Below are 26,992 nucleotides of genomic sequence, written 5' to 3' on the forward strand. Positions count from 1 at the left end.
ATTAAAAGAAGCCCACTACTTATACTAGTAATGGGCCCTTCTCTTTAATTTTTAATAATTGTGTATTCGATTGTCTTTGTTGCTTTCGTAATTGCACCACCATCATTTTTAAAGACTGTAGATTTATTTTCTTCTGATGGTTGAATTTGAATTGTTACTTTGTTCTCACCCTGTGCTAATTGGAGACTATGAGAGAAACTCATATCATCATTTATTGATACTACCTGACCATTTATGGTAAGGACTCCTTCTTTAATTGCATTTCCTTTTATCGTAATACTGTCAGAAGTCACAGATTGACCATCAGTATGACTTGTAATTACGACTGGCTGATCTATCCAACGAAGGATTTTATCCTGTATTACCATTTCATTTCCACCTTCGTTTGTCACGACAACTGAAAGATCCGTACCTTGTGCACCATACCCGTAATAGCTGATATCATCGTCATTAGGATTAAGCGGGGTGTGATCTGCTAATCCCTCCTGATCCCATGTACCGTTTTTCACGTATTTATAGGTCAGCACTTCACCTTCTTCTGCCTCAACTGTATATTCATAATCATTTGTTACAGCACCTGCACGAGTCATCTGCCATGCACCTGTATTCCAGCCGTTCTTACTACCAGGAATAGTTATATATATACCCTGAGGTGTGTAAACTGGAGCATTTACTTTAAACGTGACCTTCACTGTCACAAGTTCAGGTGTCACTGAGACTTGATTTGATTTCACTTGATTTCCTGCCTGGTCATAGACATGGACTTCATACGAATACGTTTTTCCATTTGTTACATTGATATCCTGATAAGATGCCCTTAATGGATCAAACAACATGTCAATAATTTCACCATCTCGGACAATAGCATACATATAAGGATCATTTGCCCCGTCTATCTGCCATGATAGATTTACTTGACCTGATTCCTGTACCGGTTGGTTCAACGATATTTTTTCAACAGGCTGAATTATATCATCACCTTTTACATAGCTAACATTGAGTGCTTGACTAGTAACCCAATTACGGCCAAGATCAGTGGAGAAAGCAAAACGATATTCATAGCTTCCTTCTATAAGAGGAAGGAAATTTGCTTGATAGACATTAAATTCATCTTGTTGACTACTATAAATTGCTTTGTATGAAGTCCATGTGTCTGTACCTGGAGCTCTCACCTCTAGCTTTGCCATTAAGCCTTCCATCTCACCATTTTCGGTTTCTCCTTTAACAAAAATATTGGCTGAAATGGTTTGAGGACTTGAAAGATTAATCTCCCCTGAATCTAAAGCTGTCAATTGATCTATCTGATAAGTATCCAGTGTCAACTTTACATGAGGGATAACAGCTTCATTTGTTTCAACTTTTGTAGATTCATTTTGATGTTGATCAAGAGCAACAATGGCAAAGTAATATTTACGTCCATTTTCAAGACCTTCAATTGTCATATGCGTTTCGGTTGTTTCTGCTACCTTTTGATAGAAAGCACCTTTTATAGTTGATTGGTAGATTGCATACTTTTTAGCATCGCCTTCCCACGATAGGGTTGCCGTGCGGCTTCCTTCCTCTGCACTTATATTTGTAACAGCTGATGGGCGTTTAAGTTTTTGACCTTTATCCGAAACAAGCATACGTCCACTCATAGCTGGTACGGTTATAGTTAGTGTTCCATCTTTTGACTTCACTTTATATTTTTTATTTAGCTGGTCAGTTAGTTGCACGCCGTTTATTAAAAGTTCTTTCACGTCTAATTCAATCGTTTTTTCTTCGTTACCTCTATTGGTAATAACAATACCAGTATTCTTTTTATCAGTACGCGAAAATGCTAGCACATCTCCATTTGCGTATATATGATTCAAATCTCCATAACTAAATAGCTTTTGATAGTTTTCACGTATGTTTCCTATTTTCTTATAATGATTGATTAGATTTTTATCTTCTTGGCCCCATGGGTATGTGCGACGTCCATCAGGGTCTTTGGAACCTGTCATTCCCGCTTCATCACCATAATAAATGGTTGGTGCTCCGGCATACCCCATCTGAAGGATTGCAGCAAGCTTTAAGCGTTGAATTCCGAGTTCATGATTATAGTTATTATCATACTCAGAGCGTTCAAAAGAATCTGTTCCATTTCCTAACATAAATGAAGCTCTAGATGTATCATGTGATCCCATTAAATTCATCAATGCATAGAAGGCTTCTTTAGGATAATCCTCATAAATAGCATTGAGTTGATCCTCCGCTCCTTCAGCATTTCCATTCTTTAAGTAATCGATCATCGCCCCACGGAATCGGTAATTCATAACAGAATCATATAAATCACCAAGGAAGTATTCAGATGCATCATCCCAAATCTCACCTAGTATTAACGGATCATTCTTTTTACCAGTCTTCAATTCTTTACGGAATTCAAGCCAAAATTCTGGATCCACCTCATTTGCTACATCTAACCTCCAGCCAGATGCACCGCGGTCTAGCCAAGATTTTGCAACAGAATCCTCTTCATACATTATATAATTTGCAAAGGATTCATTATTTAATTCTGATAGATAATCCACTTTATTGCCTGGTATCGATTTGATCTCTGGCAGAGAGTCATAGCCCCACCAAGCTTGATATTTATATACACCCTCTACTTTTTCATTTTCAATATTAAACCAGTTATGAAAACCGTAAGAGCTAAAAGTCTGTCCTTACTTAATAAACTTTTCTTCTACCTGTTTCTTCGCAGTTTCTTCATTCGTACCGGCATTTACAAGGTCATACACAGCTGACCAATACTCATATGCGCCTACCGTATCGTACTTTCCATAACGATCAAAATAGATAGAATCATCGCCAACATGGTTAAATACACCATCTAATATTAAATGCATTTTTCGTTTCTTTAGCTCTTTTGTGAATGCTTTAAACTCTTTATGGCTTCCGAACATCGGGTCAACTGCTTTAAAATCTGCTGCATCATATTTATGATTGGAAGCTGCTTCTGCTATTGGGTTTAAGTAAAGAGTGTTTACACCAAGCGATTGGATATAATCTAGCTTTTTATGAATTCCAGTAAGATCACCACCATAAAAATCATTAGCCCAAATTCCGTCCCCTGTATACCCCTCAGTTCCTACTTCACGAGGGTTGTCAGGTATTGCTCCCCACTCCTGAAATTCAATAGGTTCTTCTCCTCTAGCGTTTGCTTTTGCCTTGTCATTGCTTTTATTTCCATTGAAGAAACGGTCTGGGAATATTTGATACACGACAGCTTCCTTCATCCAATCCGGAGTTTTATAAGCTGGGTCATATACAGTCAATTGAAATAAAGATGCGTTCTGATCGGATGCAGCCCCACTGCTTCCTTCACGAACGTCTTCACCATACTCCATTTGTCCTGCCCCATCACGGGCAATAAATTTATAACCGTAAACACCTTTATCTTTTGGTGTGAAACTCGCTTCCCAGAATTCTACTTCCTTACCATTTAGTTCGAGCCAACCTGCACTTTCCATATTAATCGTAACCGTATTTCCGGTATTATAATTCTTTAGTAGAACTCGAGCACTTGATAAGTCGCCTTTTTTGGATTGAAGACGTAGCTTTACATCGTCTCCTGCCTTTACAGCACCAAACGGGAAGCGGTAGGCTGAATCCCAAGTGTTATGATATAGTTCGCCTCCTTGGACATTTCCATCGGGAAGGCCCGGATCATAATTAGTATAAACAGCTTTTGTTTCGTGATTATAGTAAAAAGTGATGGTTGAGTCCTTTAATACATTCAATACCACGTTCTTTTCTGGATAGGAATGAGTCCAGTCTGTGCCCAGTACAATCTTAAACTCATACCTCCCCCTAGGAACGTTAGCTTCATATGTGAATACATTATCGAAATCAGGATCTTGAAGAATAGCTGTGGATTCTGATGGGGCCCATACTGCACCGGCATTAATTGCAGGTTGAATGTCTCCTACAATTCTAGGTTTCTGGCCGTCTGGAAGCTGGATTATTACTCTATGTGTAGTATCATCATAGATGAAGGTTACTTCTTGCTCATTCTCTAGTGTTAATTGATAATTGCTTCCACCAGGCTCTCCATCTACACCATAGTTTTCGTCCCATGATTGGTTAATGGCTATTTTGTATTCATAGCTGCCAGCAGGCAAAGTTCCTGTTAATATGTATTTTCCGTTATCCTGTAATGTCATCTGTGTTGCTAAATCAGCAGGATTCCACTCTTTTGAATCACCTAATTCATCTTGTAGGGTACCTACTAATGTAACAATTCGGTCTTCAGCGAGTGCAGACTTAGGGTTTACAAAAGAAATTCCCGCAAACGTTTGCACAAAAAGAAAGATAAGAACTATTAAACTAACAATCTTTCTAGATTTACCTCTCATTGTTTCTCCTCCTATACAGTTAAATTAACGCAAACGTTTGCATAAATGAAAACGCTTACTCAACTTCTATTATCTAACTTTCTGTATATTAAAAAAATAGGTCTTTTGCTACTTTTTGGAAATGTTTTATTAGGACTAATTAGCTATTAGTAAAGATAAAGCGCCAAATCCTTAGATAATAGTGAGTAGATAATTTTCTTACACGATGTAAAAGAAAGAGATAATTAGTAATCCAACCCATTTTCTTAACAGTTATTTTTTTGTCATAAGTTAAAAAACCAGACCACTGAATGGGTCTGGTTTAATTGTCTTCAGTTATTTTCCCTATTGGTTGTCCAACTTTCACTTCTTGTCCTACTTTTATTTCTTCTGATAAGGTAAACGTATTTTTTTCAAACAATAATACTACCGTAGATCCAAAAGAGAAATACGCAATTTCTTCACCTTTTTCGATATGCTCGCCTTGATGTGTTAGATCAATACCGTTTACAAACATTGCGCCTACCTTTACTAACGCCATATGAGTATGATCACCTTGAATCTCTGTAATCACACGAAAGTTTTTGGAAAATGGACTTTTTCCATACAGAATTCCCCACTGATTTACTGGATAGGAGGAGGTTCCTAGTGACCAGGAAGAGAGGATTTTACCAGAGATAGGAGTATGAATTCGATGATAATGGCTTGGACTTAAATATATAATCACAAACTTACCTTCTACATATTTAGTGGCTACTTCCTTTTCACCAAGCATCTCCACAATAGAGTAGTCTTTTCCTTTTACCACAAAAGTTTGATCTATCGTTATTTCACCTTGTTCTGCCAATACTCCGTCCACTGGAGAGATGATTGAATATGGATTAGTGTCAACTGTTCGCACAGTTGATTTTAATTTTCGTGTAAAAAGATCGTGAAGTGTATGATATTCAGAAATTGGTTTTTCCATTTCTTCTATGTTCAATTTATAGACCCTTGTAAACGATGGAATCAATACTTTGCTATATTTAGATCTTGTTAATCTTTCTAACCATTTTGATAGAAACGGCCTGTTTGTTAATTCAATAAGAGAACGATAAAAAAGTTTAATCAAGCTAATGCCTCCTGAACTAAATTTACTACTACTTAGATGATACAATGTAAGGTTTAAAATAACAAATACCATTTAAAAGGTTTCTAATACCCTCAAAAATGAGTAGTTTTCATAGAATTATGTAGAGGTGAGAGTTTCATTCATTTACACATAAGGAGATTGATATGGAGAGTTATTTAAAACAGTCACTTGAGGAATGGAAAGAAGAAATCGTTCAGTACTTAAATGAGGTGAATGAGGAGTACGAAAAGGTGAAGCGTGAGTTACATATTTATTCTTTTAAATATGGAATCACTAATCAAGTGATTCAATCTACCTCTAACGAAGAAATTACTAAAGTGATTAAGCAAAGCTATCATAAACCCTTTGAAGAGAGATATACCCAATTAAAAGAAGAAATAAAAGATTTAGAGGAACAGAGAAAAGTATTTCAAATGTTTGTAGATAAAATCGAAAAGGTTAGTCTACGTGAGGAAATTAAAACGATAAATTATTAGAAAAACTTGACTAGCGCCAAGTCCTTGGACGAAGGTGATTGCTTAGTTTTTCTTATGCGATGTAACAGAAGAGAAACAGTTAGTTATCCAAACCCTCTTATTAGTATTAAAATTTTTTATACTTTCCTAAAAGCCTAAAAAGAGACCAAATCGGTCTCTTTTTAATAAGCTGTTTTTCATACTTTGATGTTTTTTAATTTGTTCGTTTCATTGCACTCCAAACACTTGCTTTCCGCGGGGAGGAAGTCGAGCCTCCTTACTAGAAAAGAGAAAGTGCCCCGATTAGCCCCGACAAGCAAATGTTCCTTCTAGAAAAAAAGGTGGTTTTCCCTTTTATTCTAGAAGGGTTATTTGACCTCGAGGGGCTGGGCACTGCAACTAGACAAGCTTCGCCTGTGGGGTCTCGACCTTTCCTCTATGTCCCGCGCTTGCACAGGATGTGCCGATCTCTACGTTTGCCACAGGACGTGGCAGGTTTTAGTAAAGGGTCCTTTATCAGTGTTTTCCGCTCCATTTCACTACTCTTAATATTCAAAAGAAACAATCTTAACAAAAAAGCTCTTAAATACTAATTCTTACTTTGTCATTTCTAAGAAATCATGTACATCCTGTACAGACAGAAGTAATGCTTTTTCCCAGAATTCGGGCTGTGTTAGATCAACGCCTAAATGCTTTTCTGCTAAATCCTCTACAGTCATACGGCCTGTATCTCTTAGTAGGGCAATATACTTCTCTTCAAAACCTTGTCCTTCTTCTAGAGCTTTTGCATAAATCCCTAATGAGAATAAGTAACCGAATGTATATGGGAAGTTATAAAAAGGTACTCCTGTTATATGGAAATGAAGCTTAGATGCCCAGAATGTTGGGTGATACGTATCTAGTGAATCTAAATAAGCTGTTTTTTGAGCAGTTTCCATTAGTTCATTCAGTCTTGACTGACTAACCATTCCTTGCTTTCTTTCTTCGTAGAAAGATGTTTCAAATAAAAACCTTGAATGGATATTCATATATAGAGCTACACTACGTTGCACTTTATCTTCTAATAAGGCTAACTTCTCTTCCTCTGATGTAGCATTCTTAACTGCAGCATCTGCTACAATCATTTCAGCAAAAGTCGAAGCTGTTTCTGCCACGTTCATAGCATAGCGTTGGTTTAATGGCTCTAAATCATTCATTACGTGCTGGTGGAAAGCATGACCGAGCTCATGAGCTAATGTTGAAATATTAGAAGCTGTACCTGAGTATGTCATAAAGATTCGAGATTCTGCTTTTTCAGGGAAGCTTGTGCAGAAACCACCTGGTCTCTTTCCATTTCGATCCTCTGCTTCAATCCAACGATCTTCAAAAGCCTTACGTGAAAAATCAGCCATTTTAGGTCCGAATTTTGCGAAGTTCTCTAAAATGAATTCTGCTCCCTCTTGGTATGAAACGGTGCTTGTAGAGGATGCAAGAGGTGCATCCAGATCATACCAACTAAGCTTCTCTAATCCAAGTAAGGAAGCCTTTTTTTGCAAGTATTCTGCAAATACTGGCTTGTACTTTTCAATAACATTCCACATTGTATCTAGCGTTTCTTGCTTCATTCTATTAATAAATAGTGGTTCTTTTAATACTTCATCCCAACCACGATTTTTATAAGTCGTTAATCGGAATCCAGCAAGATGATTTAGTGTTTGAGAAATAAGATCTCCATCTTGTTCCCATGCTTTCTCCCAGTTTTCAAACACTGTTTTTCTAACATTGCGGTCAGGATTTGAAAACTTGTTAGCCGCCTGTCCAATTGATAACTGCTTTACTTCTCCATCCTCTTCAAATGGAATTGAAATTTTACCAGTAATCGTGTCATACATTTCAGACCATCCATGATAACCATCAACACCAAGTCCGAGAATTAAGGACTCCTGTTCTACACTTAACTTTTCCGCTGCACGCTCTTTACGTTCTTGTAGAATAAAACGTAATGATTGTTGATCTTCTTGATTTAAGAATGTATTCCAGTCTGTCTCATCCACTGATAATAGAAATTGGTCAAACTTACCCAAAGCTGCTTGAAATTCTGCAGATAAGCTAGTTGTTTTTCCTCTTAGCTCTCCCGCTTTTTTATCTTTCACATCTTGAGCCTGTAAACATGAAATAAAGGCACTAGCCTCCCTTACCTGATTCATGACTCTTTGAATTGTTGTAATCACAGCAGGTAATTCAGTAACCACTTTTAAGGAATCTAACTGAGCATTTAGTACATCAAGATTTTGAGCTAATTCATTGAGGTATGCCTTGAATTCTGTTGATTCACTTCCACCATTAAAAAACCTGTCTAAATCCCAAGTTAAAGAATATGTACTCACATTTTTACCCCCTTATTATGTATATATTTAGTATACCGAAATAAATGGTTTATTTCTATTTCAAATATCTGAATCTAATATTAACAGTCTACAAAAAAAGAGCTTATGCGTAATAGCATAAGCCTATTTATCTACGATATACATTGTTGTAGTAATATCCGCCACCTAGAACAATCAATAGGATTAATAACACAACAATCAGCGCATAACCCCAACCGAATCCTCCACCGTATGATGCTCCAGGATAACCATAAACAGGGTATGGGCCATATCCATAGTAAGTCATCCTTCTCACTCCTTATTAGATACTTATACCATAGCTTATGTAAGGAACTTAAAAGTGTATAGGACATTCGCTTATTTTCCATGTCATTCATCAAATCAAATTTAATTTACGCAAAATTTGGATTTAATTTACAATTGATTAACAATTTTTGTTGAAAAATGTCCTATCATGGAGATAGATCATTCTAGGAGGTTCAACATGGCAGACAAAAGCCTTAAGCTCTTTAAAAGAAATAAAAAAACAAGACCTTTCCAACATGTATCACCATTATTAGATAATGTCATGAGTAAGTTCAGTTTACAAAACAGGCTCTTATTTTTATTTATTTTTTTAATGATTATTTCAGTAACAACAGTTGGTATGAGCTCTTATTATCAGGCAAGAGAAACAACGGTTATAACTATTGAAAATCGATTAAATCGTGAAGCTGAAATTATGTCATATATGGCAGAAAACTTAAAATTCCTTTATGTGAGTGATGATCAGTATTTTAAACAGCAGTTAGAGATTGCCATTCGTACTCAACAATACCAACTAGAAAAAGATGGGATTCAATCCTATGCCTTCTATATTTCTAATAACCAAATCAATCCTTTTCAAATAAGCAAAGATCATAATCTCTTATTCTCTGATGTGCTAATCGAAAAGATTGTAAAAAAGAGTGATGGAGTATTTGAAGAGTCCATTGAAAATAAAGATTATACTATGGCTGTCCAAGAAATGAATGAAATTAATGGACATTATGTACTTCTTGTTCCCACTCAATCTTATCTAGGGCCAATCAACCAAATGTCTTTGATTACGATCATTACCATCATTATTAGTCTAATCATATCGTCTATTCTTATTTTCTTTTTTGTTCGAAGTTTTACAAACCCACTATCTACTTTACAAAAAAGTATGATTGAAATTAGATATGGCAATCTAAGTGGTTCTGAACCAATTCAAACCACGATCCCTGAGCTAAGATCTTTAAACAAGAGTTTTCAAATGATGGTGGATCAAATGCATTCTGTCATTCTTGAATTAGATGGAACAACAAAATTACTTGAGAGAACAGGCGAAGATTTAAGTGGATCTTCCGAGAATGCTTTATCCTTTAGCCGTCAACTAATTGAGTCCATTAAAGTTGTAAAAGCAGGTGCAGTCCAAACCGCTAGCAGCTCTGAAGAAAGTGTAAATGACTTTCAAGCTATGAAAGATCAAACTAAGAACTTGATTACTAATATGGAAGAGGTGTTTAAAAGTTCTCAAGATATGAATACATCATCAGAGCAGGGTGAAACAAAAATCAATGAATTGATTCAAACCATTCGTAGCTATGAGTCTGATTTTACACATATGACTTCAACCATTCATGAAGTGAACCATCATGCTGCTTCGATTTCTAAAATGGTTGGTTTAATAAAAGGGATCGCAGACCAGACAAAACTTCTTGCTTTAAATGCAACCATTGAAGCTGCCCGAGCAGGAGAAGCCGGTAAAGGTTTCGCTGTTGTTGCGAATGAAGTAAGAAAGCTAGCGGACCAATCAGCTCTAGCCACTGAAGCAATTGTTACATCCATACATAACATGGAGGGAATAACCCACAAGGCCAATAATGAATTTGCACAAATGCTCCTTAAAATTAAATCTAATCTATCGATGGCAACCGAATCACAGAAATCTTTTGATGAGCTGATGCAAGAGATTACCCATCTCAATAACAGGTTGTTAAGCATGAAATGGGTTCTATTTGAACTTCAGGATACTTTACCTACCTTAGAACAGACAACTATTAACAGTGCATCAGTCTCTCAAGAGACATTAGCTAGTTCCGAGAAAATGCTTGCTGCAAGTGATGAGCAAATGGTGAAAATGGAATCCACTCATAGGATTGGAGTGGAACTACAAAAGCTCTCTAGATCGCTTGCTTCCATTACAAAACAGTTTACACTTCATTAAATTTAAGAGAACAATAGACAAGACTTTCCACGAGAAGTCTTGTCCTTTTTTTTCATGGACAGACACAAACAAGCCTGTTAGTACATAGGTATAAAAATAGGCAATTGCCTACATACCTTTTGGAGGTGAATGGAAATGGCGGGCTTATTGGCTGCACTCGGATTCTTTGTTAAAGAGCTAGTATTATTCGTCACATATGTTAAGAACAATGCATTTCCTCAGCCTTTATCTTCAAGTGAAGAGCAGAAATATTTAAATCTAATGGCCGAGGGAGATGATGAGGCTAGAAATCTTCTCATTGAGCACAATTTGAGATTAGTTGCTCATATTGTTAAAAAGTTTGAAAATACAGGAGAAGATGCTGAGGATTTAATTTCAATTGGAACGATCGGGCTCATAAAAGCAATTGAAAGCTATTCACAAGGTAAAGGTACAAAATTAGCTACCTATGCAGCACGTTGTATAGAGAATGAAATTCTGATGCATTTACGCGCACTTAAAAAGACAAAAAAAGATGTATCTCTTCATGATCCGATTGGTCAGGATAAAGAGGGAAATGAGATTTCGTTAATTGATGTCCTAAAATCTGAATCAGAGGATATCATTGAATTAATACAATTAAATATGGAGCTAGAAAAAATTAAAGAATATATTGATATTTTAGATGAGCGAGAAAGAGAAGTTATTACTGGTCGCTTTGGCTTAGATTTACAAAAAGAAAAGACTCAAAGGGAAATTGCGAAAGAACTTGGTATTTCTAGAAGCTATGTATCTCGAATTGAGAAGCGTGCATTAATGAAGATGTTTCATGAATTTTACCGAGCTGAAAAAGAGCGTAGAAGGTCGTAGTGATAGTTAGTGCCTTGTAGTAATATGGATTCCCATATAAGAATGGCCCCGTTACCAATAACGGGGCCATTTATTTATAATACAGTGTTTGTATCTGTCTTTAGTCTTTCTCTTTACGGTGTTGGTAGTAATCCAGCTTCAGCGCCCAGCCCCCCCCCGAGGTTAAATAACCTGAAGTGAATAAAATGAAAAAACCACCATTTTCTTCTCTACAGAACATTTACTTGTCGGAGCTAAACGGGGCGCTTACGCCTTTTGTTATATCTACATATAATGATTCATTCTATTACGAATATCGTTTGATTGTTCACGAGTTTGTTGGACTAACAAACTGTTCTGGTATTCCTCAAGTGTCATTTCTTTTTGTTCCTTCTTTTTGAAAAAGGAAAATAAAAATAAATGAAACGGTATCATACTAATCCCTCCTACTATACTTTGCTTTACGTTAGGTGGAATCCTTCTCCACACATAACCAAATGACAATCACATTCTTTTTGCTATTAATCATCTAAATACCCTCCTTATAGTTTTTAGTTAATTTCTAGATAAAGTGTCTAAAAGAGCTTTTATGTTCCTGCATTTGGTTGGAGATGGAATTCATCTTTTGTTCTCGAAAAATATCATGTTCTGAGTAATTTCGTTTATTGATGGTAATGCAGAAAAATAAGATATTGAACGTCATGGGATCACCCCTCTCTATTATTAATGATGTCTACTTGAAGGCACAAAAAAACCACAGGAGTACCCTGTGGTTTAAAAGGACATAAAAATCCACAGGAGTCTATTCTTCCTGTGGATGGTAGTAGACAATAGTTAGTTACTGTTAACCAATCCAGACATGGCCGAATAGCTTTTATTATATTTACTTGTTGTAACTGCTACTAAAGAGATATATAACATTTGATTCGACCTCCTTTTGGTTAATTTTGTATTACAATGGTAATTATATCCAAAGTTACCAGAGAAGTAAACCACTTTTAAAATAAAATTTTAATTTGGACAAAAAATAGGCAAATCCACCATGCTTTTCCCATACCTATTATTTAAGGGGGGATCATCTGTGGAAACGTCAACGTTCATATTATTAGCTATCGGTTTTATCACCTTATTTGGAGTGGTTTGTCATTTTCAAGTGATGTTTACATTTAAGAATTGGCAGCAGGAATTAGAAAAACTTGATCAAACTCAATCAACAACGTCATCTGTTAGATGGATTAATAACATAATTAATGAATATCAATCTTATAAACAATTACAGCACGAACCTATTAACACGATTTCATTGGTAGAGAAACATTTTCTGAAAGAGAGAATTCGTCTATTTGGAGTACTTTCAACACCGGTTGGTAATGTATTAAAGCTTCAGTCGCTTTTGCCTATGACAGCGATTATATGCGGAATTCTTGGTACCTTCATTGGCTTAACAATTGCCATGTTTTCCATGCAAGAAATTTTGGCAACCATTAGTTCACCTACTAGCGACGTAACCATGAATAGCATCGTATCTGCTATTTCATTACCGTTTCAAGGCATGAGCTTGGCATTTGTGACTAGTATTGCTGGAATTGGAAGTTCCCTCTTATTGAACTTATTTCAAACTGGCTTTTTATCTGGTGGTACCTCGATTAGCTACTATAAGAATAGTATCCTTGCCGAGGCAGAAAGCCTCTTAGATCACTCGATTGCTAGTAAGGTACAAAATGAGAAGCCAAAGGATTTAATGGAAAAAATTCTAGACCGTTTTTCTGAAAAGGTACAACAAGCATTTGAAAACTCAGTTCACGCGTTTGGAGATAAGATGGTTGATTTAACAAGTGAACTAAAGGAAGTAACTACTCAAGTCAGAGAAATGTTAAGACAGCAAGAAAGAGCTACCGAAACATTTGCCGATACATCTGATCGTTTAAAAGAATTTAGTAGTGAACTCTCTGTGTCGATTCAGTCTTTACAGGGCGTTAGGTCAGGTATTGACTCTGAGCTTCAAACACTTTCAAAGGCAGTTAAAGGGCTTGAAAAACAACTGCAAGGCTCACTTGAGAAACAGGAAACTGGTCAAAGACGATTTGAACAGATGCTTCAGCGTTCAGATCAGTTGTTAAAGGACTCATCTACAAAAACAGCTGAAATCAGTCAACTCTTTCTAAAAGGGCTTGAGGATCAAATGAGTAGAGCTTATGTAAAACAGGAAGAAATGGAGCGAAGGTTATATCAAAAGCAAGAGGAAATGACCTATGCCTTTCAAGATAAGCACTCTCAATATAATCATGCTGCACAAGACTTTGCTTCTTCCGTTCATCATTTAGAGAAAGCTTGGAATGAAGTAGTAGAACGATTACGAAGAGATATGATGGATGCTAAAATGGAGCAATCTAGAATAAGACAACAACCCTCAATGAATAACGAGAACCGTGAACTTATTCGTGCCATTGAGATGATGAGTGAACGTTCGACTTATGATTTAAATCAAATACAGCAATATTTAACAGAATTGTATCAGGTCCTTTTACGCATCGTTGAACAACAGCAATATGTCTCAAATGCCCCAAGACGAAGTCAAATTCCAACTAGAATTAATGAGTAGGTGTTCTCATGAGTAGACTAAGAGGCCGAATGGAAAATGAAGAAGAACAATTAGATTATTACTGGCCATCTTTCACCGATATGATGGCTATGATCGTGCTCGTCATTTTATTTATCGCCATCATTGCATTCGTCCAGGCCATTTATACAGCTTATGATCAAGCAGAAATTAAACAAGAGCTGCAACAAACTGTTGAAATAAAAAAGCAAATATCTGATTTAATTGAACAGCGATTAGAGGAAAATGTAGGAAAAGATAAAGTAACACGAGGACCTAATAACACCATCTCCATAGAAGGCGATATTTTATTTGATACTGGAAGCTCTGTTGTTAGTGAGGCCGGTAAAGGTGTTTTAGCATCACTTAGTGATGGAATCGTAACCATATTGGATGACCCAGAACTACAGCCTTATTTATATATCATTTTAATTGAAGGGCACACTGACTCTGTTCCATTTGATAACTGGAGTTTATCTACAGACCGTGCTGTGTCTGTCGTCAAATATTTACTTGAGGCTAACCCAAAGCTTGCAACCAAGGAGTATGCGCAATATTTAGCAGCAACTGGGTATTCAGAATTCAAACCTATGGTTGAAGGAACCTCTGAAGAAGCTCTAAGAAAAAATCGAAGAATTTCCTTTCAGATTATATTAGATGACCAAAAGTGGCAGGAATCCCTAAATGCTGTCTTACAAAATCGATAATCTTATAAAAAAAGACTAACTAAGGCATTTAGCTCTAGTTAGTCTTTTCACTTTATAATAACGCTCTGTTAGAGTTTTTATTTAGCCTCTCCATCCAGCTCGTTTAATTGCTTTTTATATGATGTAGCCTTCTTGAATGAGAAAAACGATGCAGCTAAGAAAAGAATCGTAGCAATCATCATAACAGACGTCTGTTGCATTTCTTTACCTTCACTTGGAATGAGTACACCAATAAACATAAATACACTTACGGCTAGTAACACCATACCAAATCGATTAAAATCTGTTACTTTATCTTGTATTGCTTTAACATTACTATTCACAGTTAGTACCTCTTTTCTATGAATCTTATACTCTATTTTAGCATAGAAAAAAAGGACATAAAGGATGTAAATAAAACCAATATTAGTACCAAAATTGTCTAAGTAATTAGTGACCAAAACAATTATTTTTAAAACTTCAAAAAAAAAGAAAGAGCCTTCCAAGCCAGGAAGGCTCAATACATTATACTATGCTAAAGCTTGCTGTAAATCCTCGATTAGATCTTCTACATCTTCTAAGCCAACAGAGATACGAACTAACCCTTCTGTAATTCCTAGCTCTGCACGACGTTCTACAGGAATAGAAGCATGTGTCATTCTAGCTGGAACAGATATTAAGCTTTCCACTGCTCCTAGGCTTTCGGCTAATGTGAAATATTTTAATTTTGAAAGCAATTGATCAGCTTTTTCTGCACTTCCTACATCAAAGGAAATCATTCCACCAAAGCCACCGGCCTGTCTCTTTGCGATCTCATGGTTAGGGTGTGTTTCTAGACCAGGATAAAAGACCTTTTCAACACTTGAATGATCTTGAAGAAAATCAACAAGCTTCTTTGTATTTTCTTCTGTCTCTTCCATTCTGATCCCTAGTGTCTTAATCCCTCTCATCAGTAACCAAGAGTCTTGAGGTCCTAATACTCCACCAGTTGAATTTTGAACAAAATGCAGATCTTCAGCCAATTTCTTACTATTTACGACTACAAGTCCAGCAACTACATCACTATGACCACCTAAATACTTAGTCGCACTATGAAGAACGATATCAGCACCTTGTGTAATTGGATTTTGCCAATATGGTGTGCTAAACGTGTTATCAACAATCGTTAATAAACTGTGTTTTTTAGCAAGCTGACTTGCTGCTTCAATATCAGTAATTTTGAGTAATGGGTTTGTCGGTGTTTCAATAAAAATCGCTTTTGTATTTGGTTGGATCGCAGCCTCAACCTTTGTAAGATCACTTGAGTCAACAAATGTTGATTCAATACCAAAGCGATTTAAAACTTTCGTCATAACGCGGTACGTACCACCATAAACATCATCTGTTAAAACGATATGATCTCCACTATTAAATAGCATAACCACTGCTGTTATAGCAGCCATACCAGAGCCAAAGGCAAAACCTGCTTCACCATTTTCTAATTCCTTAATTAGCTCCTCCAGTGCATGACGAGTAGGGTTACCTGTTCTTGAATATTCGAATCCGTTAAACTTTCCAACAGCTTCTTGCTTATACGTGCTTACTTGATAGATCGGTACAGAAACCGCTCCTGTATGCGGATCTCCGAAAATTCCACCGTGAATTAATTTTGTTTTTCTTCTCATCCTATATCCCTCCCTGATATATTTTCTTACTTAAGTAACGTTCACTGCTATCTGGAAAAATGGTTACGATATTAGTTCCTGGTTTAGCCTGCCTCGCTTCTAATAGTGCAGCATGTAAGGCTGCCCCCGAAGAGCTACCTACTAACAAGCCTTCCTTACTGGCAAGCTCTTTTACAAGATTAAATGCATCTATATCTGTTACGGTATGGATACTGTCAAAATAAGAGGACTCCATATATCCTGGTAAAAACTCCATTCCAATGCCTTCTGTTTTATGTGGACCAGATTCTCCACCATTTAAAATGGATCCCTCTGGCTCAACAATGACCGTTTTAACATTAGAGTTTTGCTCTTTTAAATATTTTGCTGTTCCCATAAAGGTCCCACCAGTTCCCGCACCTGCAATAAAGATATCAATATTACCATCAAGCTGGTTCCAAAGCTCCGGTCCTAGCGTTTTATAGTACGTATTGGGATTAGCTGGATTACCGAATTGCTGTGGGCAATAGGACCCTGGAATTTCTTCTAGAAGTTCTTGTGCTTTCTTAATTGCACCCTTCATACCTTCAGCTGTAGGTGTATGAACTACTTCCGCTCCAAGTGCTTTCATTAGCTCTTGCTTTTCAATGCTAAATTTTTCAGGGACACAAAACATAACACGTACATTTTTTCCGATGGCAGCAAGTGCTAAGCCTATTCCAGTATTTCCGGCAGTTGGCTCTATAATTGTGCCACCCTCTTTTACCTTACCGCTTTCAAGAGCTTCCTGAAGCAATTCCATTCCTAAACGGTCTTTTATGCTTCCACCTGGATTATAAAATTCAAGCTTTGCAAATAATCTTACTCCTTCTGGTAGAGAAAAGTTTGTGAGCTCAACCACTGGAGTATTACCAATCAACTCGTGAACGTTTTTATATACTTTCATGATTAACGTTCTCCCTGTAACTGCTTAATCATGGAAACAACAAGTTCAGATGAATGTTGAGCAGCCTTTTGTAGAAACTGTTCAAAGGATACATTAGATTCTTTTCCAGCAATATCTGATAAAGCACGTATCACAACGAATGGTACATGATACTGGTGACAAACTTGAGCAACCGCAGCTGCTTCCATTTCAACAGCATATAGTTCTGGTAACTTTGAACGAACATAATCAACACGTTCAGGTGCATTCATGAATGAATCTCCTGTCGCAATGGTCCCTTGTACAACCTGAACATCCGCTAGCTCATGAACTGCTTGAACAGCAGCATCAATTAGCTTCTGATCGGCTTTAAATGCTGCTGGCAAGCCTGGTACTTGACCATATTCGTAACCAAATGCGGTTACATCAACATCATGATGACGCACTTCATCAGATATCACGACATCCCCAACATTTAAAGAGTGCAAAAACCCTCCTGCTGAACCCGTGTTTATTACATAGTCTGGTTTAAATTGCTGAAGTAAGATGGTCGTACTCATTGCTGCATTTACTTTTCCAATTCCAGACTTTAATAAAATAACGTCAGTTCCGTTAAGCTTCCCCATCGAGAACTCACTATTTGCAATGACTTCTTCTTTTTTATCCTCAAGTTGTCCTCGTAAAATTTGTACCTCTTCTTCCATTGCTCCGATAATTGCTACTTTCATTCCTGATCCTCACTTTCTACTGTTTCACGGCCTCCATAACCCAAACAAATTCATTACAACGGGAGAAGGTAACTGAAAATCCATTTTCAGCAAATAGCTTTTCCAATACTCCAAGCGTTGTATAATATTCTCTGACTAAATCATCCGCTAAGTTATGATACCCTTGTTTTCTAGACTTTTCTACTATTTCCTCGTAAGCCTCTATTGATTCAAAGGCTGTGTCCGCAAATACTATTTTATCACCTTTTTGGAGGTAGTTTCCATACTTAGCTATTGCTCTACCCTTTTCTTCATCTGTTAGATGATGAAAAGCATAGGTACTTACAATCGTATTTATAGTTTGTGAAGGCCATTGGAAGTCCAAAAAATCACCGTCCGCTATAGATATGGTAGAAGGGACTTTCTCTAAAGCTAAACTTCTCATTGGTTCTGATGGTTCAATTCCATAGACAGTAACACCTTTTTCAATAAAGCGATGTGTTAGATTGCCTGTTCCTACCCCAAATTCTAATACGGTACCGATTGATCGTTCAACAACAGCATCTAGTATTTGTTCATAGTTTCTAAACACTTCTTTATATTCTTCATCATGACCATTTACTGAATCATCATAATGATCTGCCCAATCTTCAAACAACTCAAGAAATTCTCTCCCCATCTTGTTCACTCTCCAATTATTATAATTCCTATCAGTATAGTATGATTTATAATTAATATTGCTATCAATTTATCATAATTCGTTTTTTTCATCAATCTATTTGTTTTTATGGAATGGTTCCTTTACACTTCAGATTAGATGCACTTTGAACTAAAATGTAATAGATACATATGGGGGAGAACTTACTATGCAATTTTCATTAGAACAGATTGAAGATAAGATTGAGTTTTTTGAAGCAAGCAATATCCAAACACTTGAAAAAAAGATTCAAGAAAAAATCGATCATAACCGTGCAATCATGTTAGCCGTTCATCGTGTTTCTCATCAGGTTGCATTAGATTCAAAAACAGGACAGCCTTATTTTACAGCTGTTGTACATTTTAAAAATAAGAATAACTAAAGCTATTTTTTAACAAAGCTATGTAAAAAAAAGTAACAATCTTTATGAACAGCGTCTAAAAAAAGAGAGCCCAATCGGCTCTCTTACGTATATGTGCGGTGTAATTCATTCTTTAGTAAATCCTCAAAGCTCTTCACTGGTACTGGCTTAGAGAAAAAGTATCCCTGGCCAATTGTACATTCGTATTCTAAGAGCATCTCTACCTGTTCTTTCCTTTCGATTCCTTCAGCCACTACATTCAAGTTTAAATTCATTCCAATATCAATAATTGATTTTACAACAGATTGGTGTCTATAGTCCGTGACATCATCAATAAAGGATTTATCGATTTTGATTGTATCGATGGGTAAATCCTTTAACACATGTAGTGAGGAATAGCCTGTACCAAAGTCATCTAATGAGGCTTTCACACCTAAAGCACGCAACCCGTTTAGAACCCTTTTTGATTCTATTATATTTTGCATAATACTTTCAGTAATTTCAATTTCTAGATATTGTGGCTTTAGCTTGGATTCTACTAGGATTCTATTAACCATTTCCACAAAATCTCCATTTTGAAATTGACGTACTGAAGCATTTACTGATACACACAATGGTGGGTAGCCTTGATCCTGCCAGGTCTTATTTTGTCTACATGCATGTTCAAGAACCCATTCACCTATATAATCAATACAGCCTGTTTCCTCCGCAATTGGAATAAATTCAAAAGGAGATATGTTCCCAAGCTCAGGGTGTCTCCAACGAAGCAAGGCTTCCATACCGACGATTGTTTTAGTTTTCAAGTCAAATTTGGGTTGATAAAAAATTTCAAGTTGATTTTTCTCAATGGCTTTTTTAATTTCAGTTTCAATCTTCAGTTTACGAATATTTCTATCGTTTAAAACAGAATTGTAAAAGTAAAAATTATTACGTCCATTTTCCTTTACCTGATATAAAGCGACGTCTGCTTCCTTAAACAGAGTTTCACCGTTTTCACCATTTTGGGGATACAACGTAATCCCTATGCTAGGTGTAATGTTCAATTCATGCTCCTGGATCAGAAATGAAGTTGAAAAATCATTTAAGATTCCTTTTGCAATAAATGTAGCTTCTTCCTTCGTTGTATGAGGAAGGATAATAATAAACTCATCGCCACCTAATCTATAAACCATGTTTGTATTACCGATACACTTTTGCAGACGAACAGCAGTCTCTTTCAGCAGTAAATCACCGATATAATGACCTAGAGAATCATTAATGTTCTTAAAACCGTCTAAATCAACGAGCATTAATGAAATCGATCTGTCTTGATTACCATCAAATATTTTTAATAATGAGTTTAGATCATTCTTAAAACTACTTCGGTTGTTTAGTCCTGTTAAGGGATCGTGAAAAGCTAGAAATCTATACTCATTGATCAAGCGTTGATTTTTTTTAAAAATGAAGTGAAGTCTTGCAATAATCATAAGGAAAATAATCGTAAAGCCAATACTTAACGCATTAAATTCCCATTTATAGCTATACATAACAAAAACTAATAGGATCAGTACGCTAATATAAGGGAGAAATGTATCCTTAACCTCTTCCTCTAGGATTTCATCTTGTTGTTGAAGAGGTGTACGTAAAGAATAGTAACCTGAATACCCAATTAATAATAGAGATAGTAACCAGATTACATCAATAAATCCTCCGGTCTGATAGGTGCCCAAAATTGTTTGGTGAGCAAAAATAGAATCAGCTAAAACTTGTAGGAAAAACCCCACTAAGACCAATCTTAGCAGCTTTCTTTTTACACTATATTTTGATAAGTAATATAAATTAATCATTGCAAAGAAAATACTTAAGTCTATTAATTGATAAGCAATCGTTACACTATTAACTATTAGGCTATTGGATAAAGAAATGATAGGATTAATCAGGAAATAGACACTGATTGCTAATGCACTAAGCATGGAGATGATTAGGTTAAACATATACGGATTATTGTCTGTAGGTATTTTTATTATTTTAATTTTATAAATTAAGGCAACTAAGAAGAACAAATAGGACATAATCCAGAAGGCATAAGCCTGCTCTGGATAAACACTAGACCTAGTAATTAGTTGACTTAGAAACCATATGATACTGGAAATCAAAATACAAACGATCCCAAAATGTAAGAGCAACCAAAAATGTTTACTACTTTCTCCTCTTGTATGACGATAGGCTTGATAAAGCCAATAGGCACTAGTACAACCACCTATAAAGGTAAATAAGCTTGATCCCATCGATAATAATAACTCATCGTTTATCATTAGATTCCAGCCAATATAACTAAACAGGATTAATATAAAAAATATAGTAATAGCATGTTTCTTCATGTTAATCCCCTCAACCTAATCCTGATTGTTTTTACTGGATATAACCTTTATTAAGCAGGTCGCCCCGAAATAAACTTGGTACAAACTTTGTAAAAGCTCTGTAAAAACTTAGTGAAGTTTTTAGTATTATAACGGTAATATCGGTTATTTTTTTAGAAAGTTTATAAGTTAGCGTAAAAGAAGTCTGGCATGATTATTAAATACTGCCACTCAAAGAATCATTGTTAACTATTCTCAAAAGACTAAAAGAGAAATGAAAAAAACATAGTTATCCATTCATAATAAGAAGAATAAAAAAGCCTAAATCACTTTAGATTTAGACTTTCCATTGATCTTATTTTTTTGTACGTTATAACACTTATCTATTAGTCGTTTGATTCTTCATCACTAGTTGTAGTTTCCTCTTCTTCTGCTCCACCGTTGACCTCACCTGGAACTTCTTGAAGAATTTCAAGTTTTACAGGCTTCCATCCTTCGTTAGTGACCCACTCGATATATACTTGGTAAACAGCTGTTTTATCCTTTGAAGATAGGACTGCCTTAGCACTATGTTCACTTCCATTATTACCAAGTCTCCAGAGTGTCCACTCACTTTCTGTTAAATCTGTTGCTTGTTCTAGGGCCCGAAGCATTTCTTGCCAATCTACTGAAGTAGAATCATAGCTCGCTACATGTGGCTCTACCTGTTCGGTACCAACTGGTTGCCATGAATTACTGATTAAAGTCTGCAAAACATTCGGATCTTCACTATTTTCTACTACTGTGTTTGTTTCATCAGTTTCTTCTTCCTCTTCACTTGTAGCATCTGTTGTTTCTGAAGTTTCCGTTGATTCTGTTGTCTCTGATGTGTCTGTTGTTTCTGAGGCTTCCGCACTCTCAGTTGAGTCTTCTAAATCTTGATCACCAGCAACTCCAGAATCTTCAGTACTCACTTGAGTTTCTTCAGTTGCTGTCATCTCAGCCTCATCATTCCCACCAAAAATGAGCTTGTATGTAAAAAAGAGTATAAGTGATAATACTAATACAATACAAATATTTAGTAGTTTATTATATTTACGGTTTTTTGCTCTTTTCTCATAACGCGGTCCCTCATATAAATCTTCAAGCTTAACTCGCATGTTTAATCCTCCTAGTTTAATAAAAGCATCGTCTTTTATTTTACCATTTTTCAGATTATTCATGAAGGACTATTTTTCACTTGATCGACTAAAGGAAATAAGGGACCTTCGTTCTATTGCTCCAAATGATCAACTATTTTATAGAATATATCATTTGTCACTGACTCACTACCAAGAACGTCTAATTCAACTACCACAAGAGCATATTTAGGTTTGGCTGCAGGGAAGTACCCAGCGAACCATTTATTAACAAGATCTCCTCTATCATTGTTTCTACCTGTTTCAGCCGTACCTGATTTACCAGCTACATCGGTTGCTAGTGATTGAAATCTACGACCTGTTCCCTTTTCATCTGCAACTACCTGTCTGAGCAGCTGCTGTAGCTTCATAACGGTATAGGGTGCTAACTGATCTCCATCTATTTCCTGATCATCAAAGGAATATAGGGTAGATCCATTCTTATATAATATCTTCGATACAGCTTTAACTTGTTTCTTTTCTCCACCTCTTGCAATCGTAGCCATCATATTGGCAACAGCTAAAGGAGTAATCCTTACCTCTTTCTGCCCTATTGCTGTTTGGCTCACAGCGTCTTCTGAGGACTTTTCATATCGGTCTCCCCAAATCTTACCCTCTTGATTTAACGGTAATTGATTAAATTCATTAAAATGAAATACATTCCCTTTCCATCCAACCGCTTGAGTGAGACCAAGTTTGTCTGAAAATTGCTCTATTACATCAGGATGTTTCTTTATTAATTCATTTGCCAATGAGGCGAATGTATAATTACAGCTTTGAGCAAAGCTATCTTCAAAGTTAAGAGTACCCATCTCATGATTTTTATCAATATCTCCATATAAATCTAAATCACAGTTAAATTCGCTGTTAGGAGTGATCATGTTATGTTCAATTGCGGCAGCCGCTACAACTGTTTTGAAAACAGATCCAGGAATTTGTGGCTGTAGTAAAAAGTTATGTGCTCCACCGTCATCTGAGTATGGATTACTGTGATTTAAACTCGGCTTACTTACCATAGAAAGAATCTCATTTTCTTCAATGTCTATTAGTACTATTCCACCTTTTTTCAATCCAGCAGCCGTAACAATTCTCTCTGCCTCTGTTTGGATACCCTTATCAATGGTTGTTTGTATGGAAATGGGATAATAAGGATTTGCTGGTTCGGTATATTTCACATCGATCCCAAATAATGGACCGCCTTGATTATCCACATGATACAACAGTTTTGATTCCCCTTCTGGTAGGAGAAATTCATCAAACACCTTTTGTAAGCCTAAAATTCCAATTGGGGTATGGACAGATAGATTGCCTTCTTCCACTTTATCCTTATACCTTTCCAATACTTGATCTTTATCTTCGCGGATGATCCCAATTAGGTGTTCTGCTACTAACCTGTCTACCTTCGACTGACGGTATACAGCAAATACTCCTGGTATCTTCATCTCATTAATTTGTTTCATTTGCTTCTCTGATAGAGGAAATGGTTCCGGCTCCCCAAACACAATAGGATCCTCCATCTCTTCAATGGCTTTTAAAAGATTCATTTTGGGAATGTTTAAAATTGATGCAAGTTCTTCGATTGGCCACTCCATATTTTTTAAAAATGGAAATAAAATTAAGCTTGGATGATAATTATGTGTTAGAGCATCTCCATTCCGATCAACAAACCTTCCTCTCCCTTGATCAAGAACCATTACCTGCGTTCTTTGTCTAACACTTTCCTCAATCAGATTCACCTTCTCAGTAGAAAAGGATTCTGTATGAAGTAACTGTATATCAGCTAAACGATAGATAAGCCCTAATAATAGTAAAAAGGTAATAATAGCAAACGTAATCGCTCTTCTTTTTATAATCATAAAAAACACCTCGTCAACATTGTCGACGAGGTGAGGCATTTTTATAAGTTTATTTTATAGAGATTATTTTTACTTGCATATCTCCACCAGGTGTTTGTACATTCACTTGCTCGCCTACCTGCTTACCCATCAAGCTTTTCGCAATTGGGGAATCATTAGAAATTTTGCCTTCAAATGGGTCTGCTTCAGCACTTCCAACGATTGTGTAGGTTTCTTCTTCACCATCAGGTAGCTCTAAAAATGTTACCGTTTTACCAAGTGAAACAGAATTTGTATCTTCTGCAACATCTTCAATTAGAACAGCTTTACGAAGCATGTTTTCTAACAGGCTGATTCGCCCTTCAACAAATGCCTGCTCATCTTTAGCTGCGTCATACTCGGAGTTCTCGGATAAGTCTCCAAATCCACGAGCAATTTTTATACGTTCAACCACTTCTTTACGTTTAACCGTTTTCAATTGTTCTAATTCTTGCTCTATCTTTTCTTTACCCGCTTTCGTCATTGGGTATGTTTTTTCTGCTGACATGACCTTCACTCCTTCGATTGTTCAAAGCATCTTTATTCTAGAGGTAATCGTATGTAATACAGGTTATCTGTGGTCTATCATGTGAATATAAGGATTCATTAAATCATTCACTGTCCCAATGAGGACAGTATGGTTAGAGCGAAGAAACCCTCTCTAACCACTGAACCTTAGTCATTTTAAACCTGTCTTCATCTATGCTATTACAAAATCACTTTTTCTTCAAGAATTGTTTGAATTTTCGTTACCATTAAATCAATTGCAACGTGGTTATGTCCGCCTTCTGGAATGATTATGTTAGCATATCGTTTTGTAGGTTCAATAAACTGATTGTGCATCGGTCTTACTACTGAGATATACTGTTCAATCACCGAATCTAACGTACGCCCTCGCTCTTTAATATCACGGAGCATTCTTCTAATGATTCGAATATCCGCATCTGTATCGACAAATAATTTTATATCCATTAACTCTCTTAGTCGATCATCTTCAAGAACCAAAATACCCTCGAGTATGATAACATCCTTTGGTTCTACAATAATAACATCTTTAGATCTTGTGTGAAGCTTATAATCGTATACTGGCTTTTCAATGGGTTTGTACTGAAGCAGCTCTTTCATATGGGAAATTAACAAGTCATTGTCAAAAGCTAATGGATGATCATAATTGGTTTTAAGTCTATCCTCCATTGGCACATGAGTTTGATCTTTGTAATAAAAGTCCTGTTCTATTAATAGGATTGAATGTCCTTTAAAATGTTCATAAATCGCTTTTGTTACACTTGTTTTCCCTGAACCAGATCCGCCAGCGATTCCAATTACAATGGGTTTACTTCCCATTATTAATTCTCCTTCCGCATCATGTTGTAAGGGAAAACTGGACGATCAACCTTGAACTTTATAATTTGTAAAGGATGCCTCGCAGCATCAAGCTCATTGCCATCTTCATCCCAAATGACATCAATTTTTTGAGTAAAGTTATCAATTTCTGGTCCAAAGAATTCTACTTCATCACCAGGTTTAAAGTAATTTCGTTGTTGTAGGGTAACCGTATTCGTATTGATATCAAAATCAAGAACTAGCCCTGCAAAGTCGAAGGTGGTTTTCTTGCTATGGTTTCCATACATTTGTTCTTTATACCCAGGTACCCCTTCAAAAAATGCTGAAGCTGTTTCACGATTAGCACATTTATCTAGCTCTCTTACCCATTCAGGGTTAATGACGAAATTATCAGGATCAGCACAGTAGGCATCAATGACCTTTCTATACACACTTACAACCGTTGCAACATAATGAATAGACTTCATTCTACCTTCAATTTTTAAACTATCAATTCCTATATCAATCATCTTAGGAATGGAAAGAATTAAATTTAAGTCCTTAGGACTCATTGCAAATGGTGAATCCTGTTCATTAAATAATGCTTGTTCATTAGAATCAGATAAAGAATACAAATCATAGTCCCATCGACAGGATTGACAACAACCACCCCTGTTAGAGTCACGTGCTGTCATATGGTTACTTAATGTGCAACGTCCTGAGTATGCAATACACATTGCACCATGAATAAAGGTCTCAATCTCGATATCAACCTTTTCTTTCATTTCTAAGATTTCTTCATAGCTTGTCTCACGTGCTAATACAACGCGCTCAAGCCCCTCTTCCTTCCAGAACTGAACTGCCTTCCAATTTGACAGAGATTGTTGCGTACTTAGATGGATTTCTAATTTGGGTGCCACACGTTTACAGGTTTCAATAATTAAAGGATCCGCTACAATGATACCGTGAACACCTGCATCTTGAATTCCAATTAAATAATCATCAAGTCCGTCGATGTTCTCGTTATGAGCATATATATTTGTTGTAACGTAGATCTTTGCATTATATTCCTTTGCGAAGCGAACTCCCTCTGCCATTTCTTCGAAGGAAAAATTGTCTGCATTTGAACGGAGTCCATACTCTTGTCCACCAATAAATACAGCATCAGCTCCGTAACGAACTGCAATTTTTAGTTTCTCTAGGTTTCCAGCTGGTGCTAATAACTCTGGCTTCTTTGTAATCACTCGTTTGCCATTTTGAATCTCAGAGATTTGTCCAATTGCCATGCTCTCTCCTCCTTTTCTTATTCATC

Annotated in this window: 24 protein-coding genes; 6 read left to right on the forward strand and 18 right to left on the reverse strand. The window is 36.3% G+C overall.

What is annotated here, in order from left to right:
* Nucleotides 1-44: 44 nt before the first annotated feature.
* The 3 genes from G4D63_RS08170 to G4D63_RS08180 form a co-directional block, all read right to left on the reverse strand.
* Nucleotides 45-2,552, reverse strand: coding sequence for an alpha-amylase family glycosyl hydrolase (locus G4D63_RS08170; RefSeq protein WP_163179140.1), 2,508 nt, complete (start codon nt 2,550-2,552; stop codon nt 45-47).
* 135 nt (nt 2,553-2,687) lie between these two features.
* Nucleotides 2,688-4,379, reverse strand: a complete 1,692-nt coding sequence (locus tag G4D63_RS08175) for a pullulanase X25 domain-containing protein (RefSeq protein WP_163179141.1) — start codon at nt 4,377-4,379, stop codon at nt 2,688-2,690.
* A gap of 301 nt (nt 4,380-4,680) precedes the next feature.
* Nucleotides 4,681-5,469 (reverse strand): phosphatidylserine decarboxylase, encoded by a 789-nt coding sequence (locus G4D63_RS08180; protein WP_163179142.1) that lies wholly within the window; start codon nt 5,467-5,469, stop codon nt 4,681-4,683.
* A gap of 164 nt (nt 5,470-5,633) precedes the next feature.
* Here G4D63_RS08180 and G4D63_RS08185 point away from each other — a divergent pair, with 164 nt between their 5' ends.
* Nucleotides 5,634-5,966 (forward strand): hypothetical protein, encoded by a 333-nt coding sequence (locus G4D63_RS08185; RefSeq protein WP_163179143.1) that lies wholly within the window; start codon nt 5,634-5,636, stop codon nt 5,964-5,966.
* 575 nt (nt 5,967-6,541) lie between these two features.
* Here the strand turns inward: G4D63_RS08185 and G4D63_RS08190 are convergent.
* Both G4D63_RS08190 and G4D63_RS08195 read right to left on the reverse strand, forming a co-directional pair.
* Nucleotides 6,542-8,311: a M3 family oligoendopeptidase gene (locus G4D63_RS08190; protein WP_163179144.1), complete on the reverse strand. Its 1,770-nt coding sequence runs from the start codon at nt 8,309-8,311 to the stop codon at nt 6,542-6,544.
* A gap of 127 nt (nt 8,312-8,438) precedes the next feature.
* Entirely contained in the window at nt 8,439-8,597 is a 159-nt protein-coding gene (locus tag G4D63_RS08195; RefSeq protein ID WP_163179145.1) for a sporulation protein YjcZ, read from the reverse strand.
* 198 nt (nt 8,598-8,795) lie between these two features.
* Between G4D63_RS08195 and G4D63_RS08200 the strand changes: the two genes are divergently transcribed.
* The gene (locus G4D63_RS08200) at nt 8,796-10,541 is read left to right on the forward strand and encodes a methyl-accepting chemotaxis protein (protein WP_239585906.1); all 1,746 of its coding nucleotides are present in this window, start codon (nt 8,796-8,798) and stop codon (nt 10,539-10,541) included.
* Between the two features lie 135 nt (nt 10,542-10,676).
* A complete protein-coding gene (gene sigK / locus G4D63_RS08205; protein WP_163179147.1) occupies nt 10,677-11,390 on the forward strand; it encodes an RNA polymerase sporulation sigma factor SigK in 714 nt (237 codons plus the stop codon).
* Between the two features lie 264 nt (nt 11,391-11,654).
* Here the strand turns inward: sigK and G4D63_RS08210 are convergent, their stop codons facing one another.
* Together G4D63_RS08210 and G4D63_RS22440 are read right to left on the reverse strand one after the other, a co-directional pair.
* Nucleotides 11,655-11,804: a hypothetical protein gene (locus tag G4D63_RS08210; protein WP_163179148.1), complete on the reverse strand. Its 150-nt coding sequence runs from the start codon at nt 11,802-11,804 to the stop codon at nt 11,655-11,657.
* A gap of 127 nt (nt 11,805-11,931) precedes the next feature.
* On the reverse strand, nt 11,932-12,072 hold the full coding sequence (locus G4D63_RS22440) for a YrzI family small protein (protein WP_163179149.1): 141 nt from the start codon (nt 12,070-12,072) through the stop codon (nt 11,932-11,934).
* Nucleotides 12,073-12,450: 378 nt separating this feature from the next.
* On the opposite strand from G4D63_RS22440, the gene G4D63_RS08220 reads away from it, so the two are divergent.
* The gene (locus tag G4D63_RS08220) at nt 12,451-13,971 is read left to right on the forward strand and encodes a hypothetical protein (RefSeq protein WP_163179150.1); all 1,521 of its coding nucleotides are present in this window, start codon (nt 12,451-12,453) and stop codon (nt 13,969-13,971) included.
* Nucleotides 13,972-13,979: 8 nt separating this feature from the next.
* Nucleotides 13,980-14,675, forward strand: a complete 696-nt coding sequence (locus tag G4D63_RS08225) for an OmpA/MotB family protein (RefSeq protein ID WP_163179151.1) — start codon at nt 13,980-13,982, stop codon at nt 14,673-14,675.
* Nucleotides 14,676-14,752: 77 nt separating this feature from the next.
* Here G4D63_RS08225 and G4D63_RS22040 read toward each other — a convergent pair whose 3' ends face one another.
* The 5 genes from G4D63_RS22040 to G4D63_RS08250 all read right to left on the reverse strand — a co-directional run bounded on the left by G4D63_RS22040 (nt 14,753) and on the right by G4D63_RS08250 (nt 18,608).
* Nucleotides 14,753-14,998: a YrhC family protein gene (locus G4D63_RS22040; RefSeq protein ID WP_338023901.1), complete on the reverse strand. Its 246-nt coding sequence runs from the start codon at nt 14,996-14,998 to the stop codon at nt 14,753-14,755.
* A gap of 186 nt (nt 14,999-15,184) precedes the next feature.
* Nucleotides 15,185-16,318, reverse strand: coding sequence for a bifunctional cystathionine gamma-lyase/homocysteine desulfhydrase (locus G4D63_RS08235; RefSeq protein WP_163179152.1), 1,134 nt, complete (start codon nt 16,316-16,318; stop codon nt 15,185-15,187).
* A 1-nt stretch (nt 16,319) separates the two neighbouring features.
* Nucleotides 16,320-17,243 carry a PLP-dependent cysteine synthase family protein gene (locus G4D63_RS08240; RefSeq protein ID WP_163179153.1) on the reverse strand — a complete coding sequence of 308 codons (924 nt, stop codon included), beginning with the start codon at nt 17,241-17,243 and terminating at the stop codon, nt 16,320-16,322.
* 2 nt (nt 17,244-17,245) lie between these two features.
* A complete protein-coding gene (gene mtnN, locus G4D63_RS08245; protein WP_163179154.1) occupies nt 17,246-17,950 on the reverse strand; it encodes a 5'-methylthioadenosine/S-adenosylhomocysteine nucleosidase in 705 nt (234 codons plus the stop codon).
* Nucleotides 17,951-17,966: 16 nt separating this feature from the next.
* On the reverse strand, nt 17,967-18,608 hold the full coding sequence (locus G4D63_RS08250) for a class I SAM-dependent DNA methyltransferase (RefSeq protein WP_163179155.1): 642 nt from the start codon (nt 18,606-18,608) through the stop codon (nt 17,967-17,969).
* Nucleotides 18,609-18,795: 187 nt separating this feature from the next.
* Between G4D63_RS08250 and G4D63_RS08255 the strand changes: the two genes are divergently transcribed.
* A complete protein-coding gene (locus tag G4D63_RS08255) occupies nt 18,796-19,008 on the forward strand; it encodes a YrzA family protein (protein WP_163179156.1) in 213 nt (70 codons plus the stop codon).
* Nucleotides 19,009-19,091: 83 nt separating this feature from the next.
* On the opposite strand, the gene G4D63_RS08260 is transcribed toward G4D63_RS08255, so the two are convergent.
* From G4D63_RS08260 to G4D63_RS08285, 6 genes are all read right to left on the reverse strand, one after another.
* Nucleotides 19,092-21,347: a putative bifunctional diguanylate cyclase/phosphodiesterase gene (locus tag G4D63_RS08260; RefSeq protein ID WP_239585905.1), complete on the reverse strand. Its 2,256-nt coding sequence runs from the start codon at nt 21,345-21,347 to the stop codon at nt 19,092-19,094.
* A 365-nt stretch (nt 21,348-21,712) separates the two neighbouring features.
* Nucleotides 21,713-22,465, reverse strand: a complete 753-nt coding sequence (locus tag G4D63_RS08265) for a YrrS family protein (RefSeq protein ID WP_163179157.1) — start codon at nt 22,463-22,465, stop codon at nt 21,713-21,715.
* 113 nt (nt 22,466-22,578) lie between these two features.
* Nucleotides 22,579-24,339 carry a peptidoglycan D,D-transpeptidase FtsI family protein gene (locus G4D63_RS08270; RefSeq protein ID WP_163179158.1) on the reverse strand — a complete coding sequence of 587 codons (1,761 nt, stop codon included), beginning with the start codon at nt 24,337-24,339 and terminating at the stop codon, nt 22,579-22,581.
* A 49-nt stretch (nt 24,340-24,388) separates the two neighbouring features.
* Nucleotides 24,389-24,865 (reverse strand): transcription elongation factor GreA, encoded by a 477-nt coding sequence (gene greA, locus G4D63_RS08275; RefSeq protein ID WP_163179159.1) that lies wholly within the window; start codon nt 24,863-24,865, stop codon nt 24,389-24,391.
* Nucleotides 24,866-25,065: 200 nt separating this feature from the next.
* Entirely contained in the window at nt 25,066-25,701 is a 636-nt protein-coding gene (gene udk / locus G4D63_RS08280; protein ID WP_163179160.1) for a uridine kinase, read from the reverse strand.
* Between the two features lie 2 nt (nt 25,702-25,703).
* On the reverse strand, nt 25,704-26,966 hold the full coding sequence (locus tag G4D63_RS08285; protein ID WP_163179161.1) for a peptidase U32 family protein: 1,263 nt from the start codon (nt 26,964-26,966) through the stop codon (nt 25,704-25,706).
* Nucleotides 26,967-26,992 lie beyond the last annotated feature (26 nt).

This window comes from Bacillus mesophilus, assembly GCF_011008845.1.
GTDB lineage: Bacteria > Bacillota > Bacilli > Bacillales > SA4 > Bacillus_BS > Bacillus_BS mesophilus.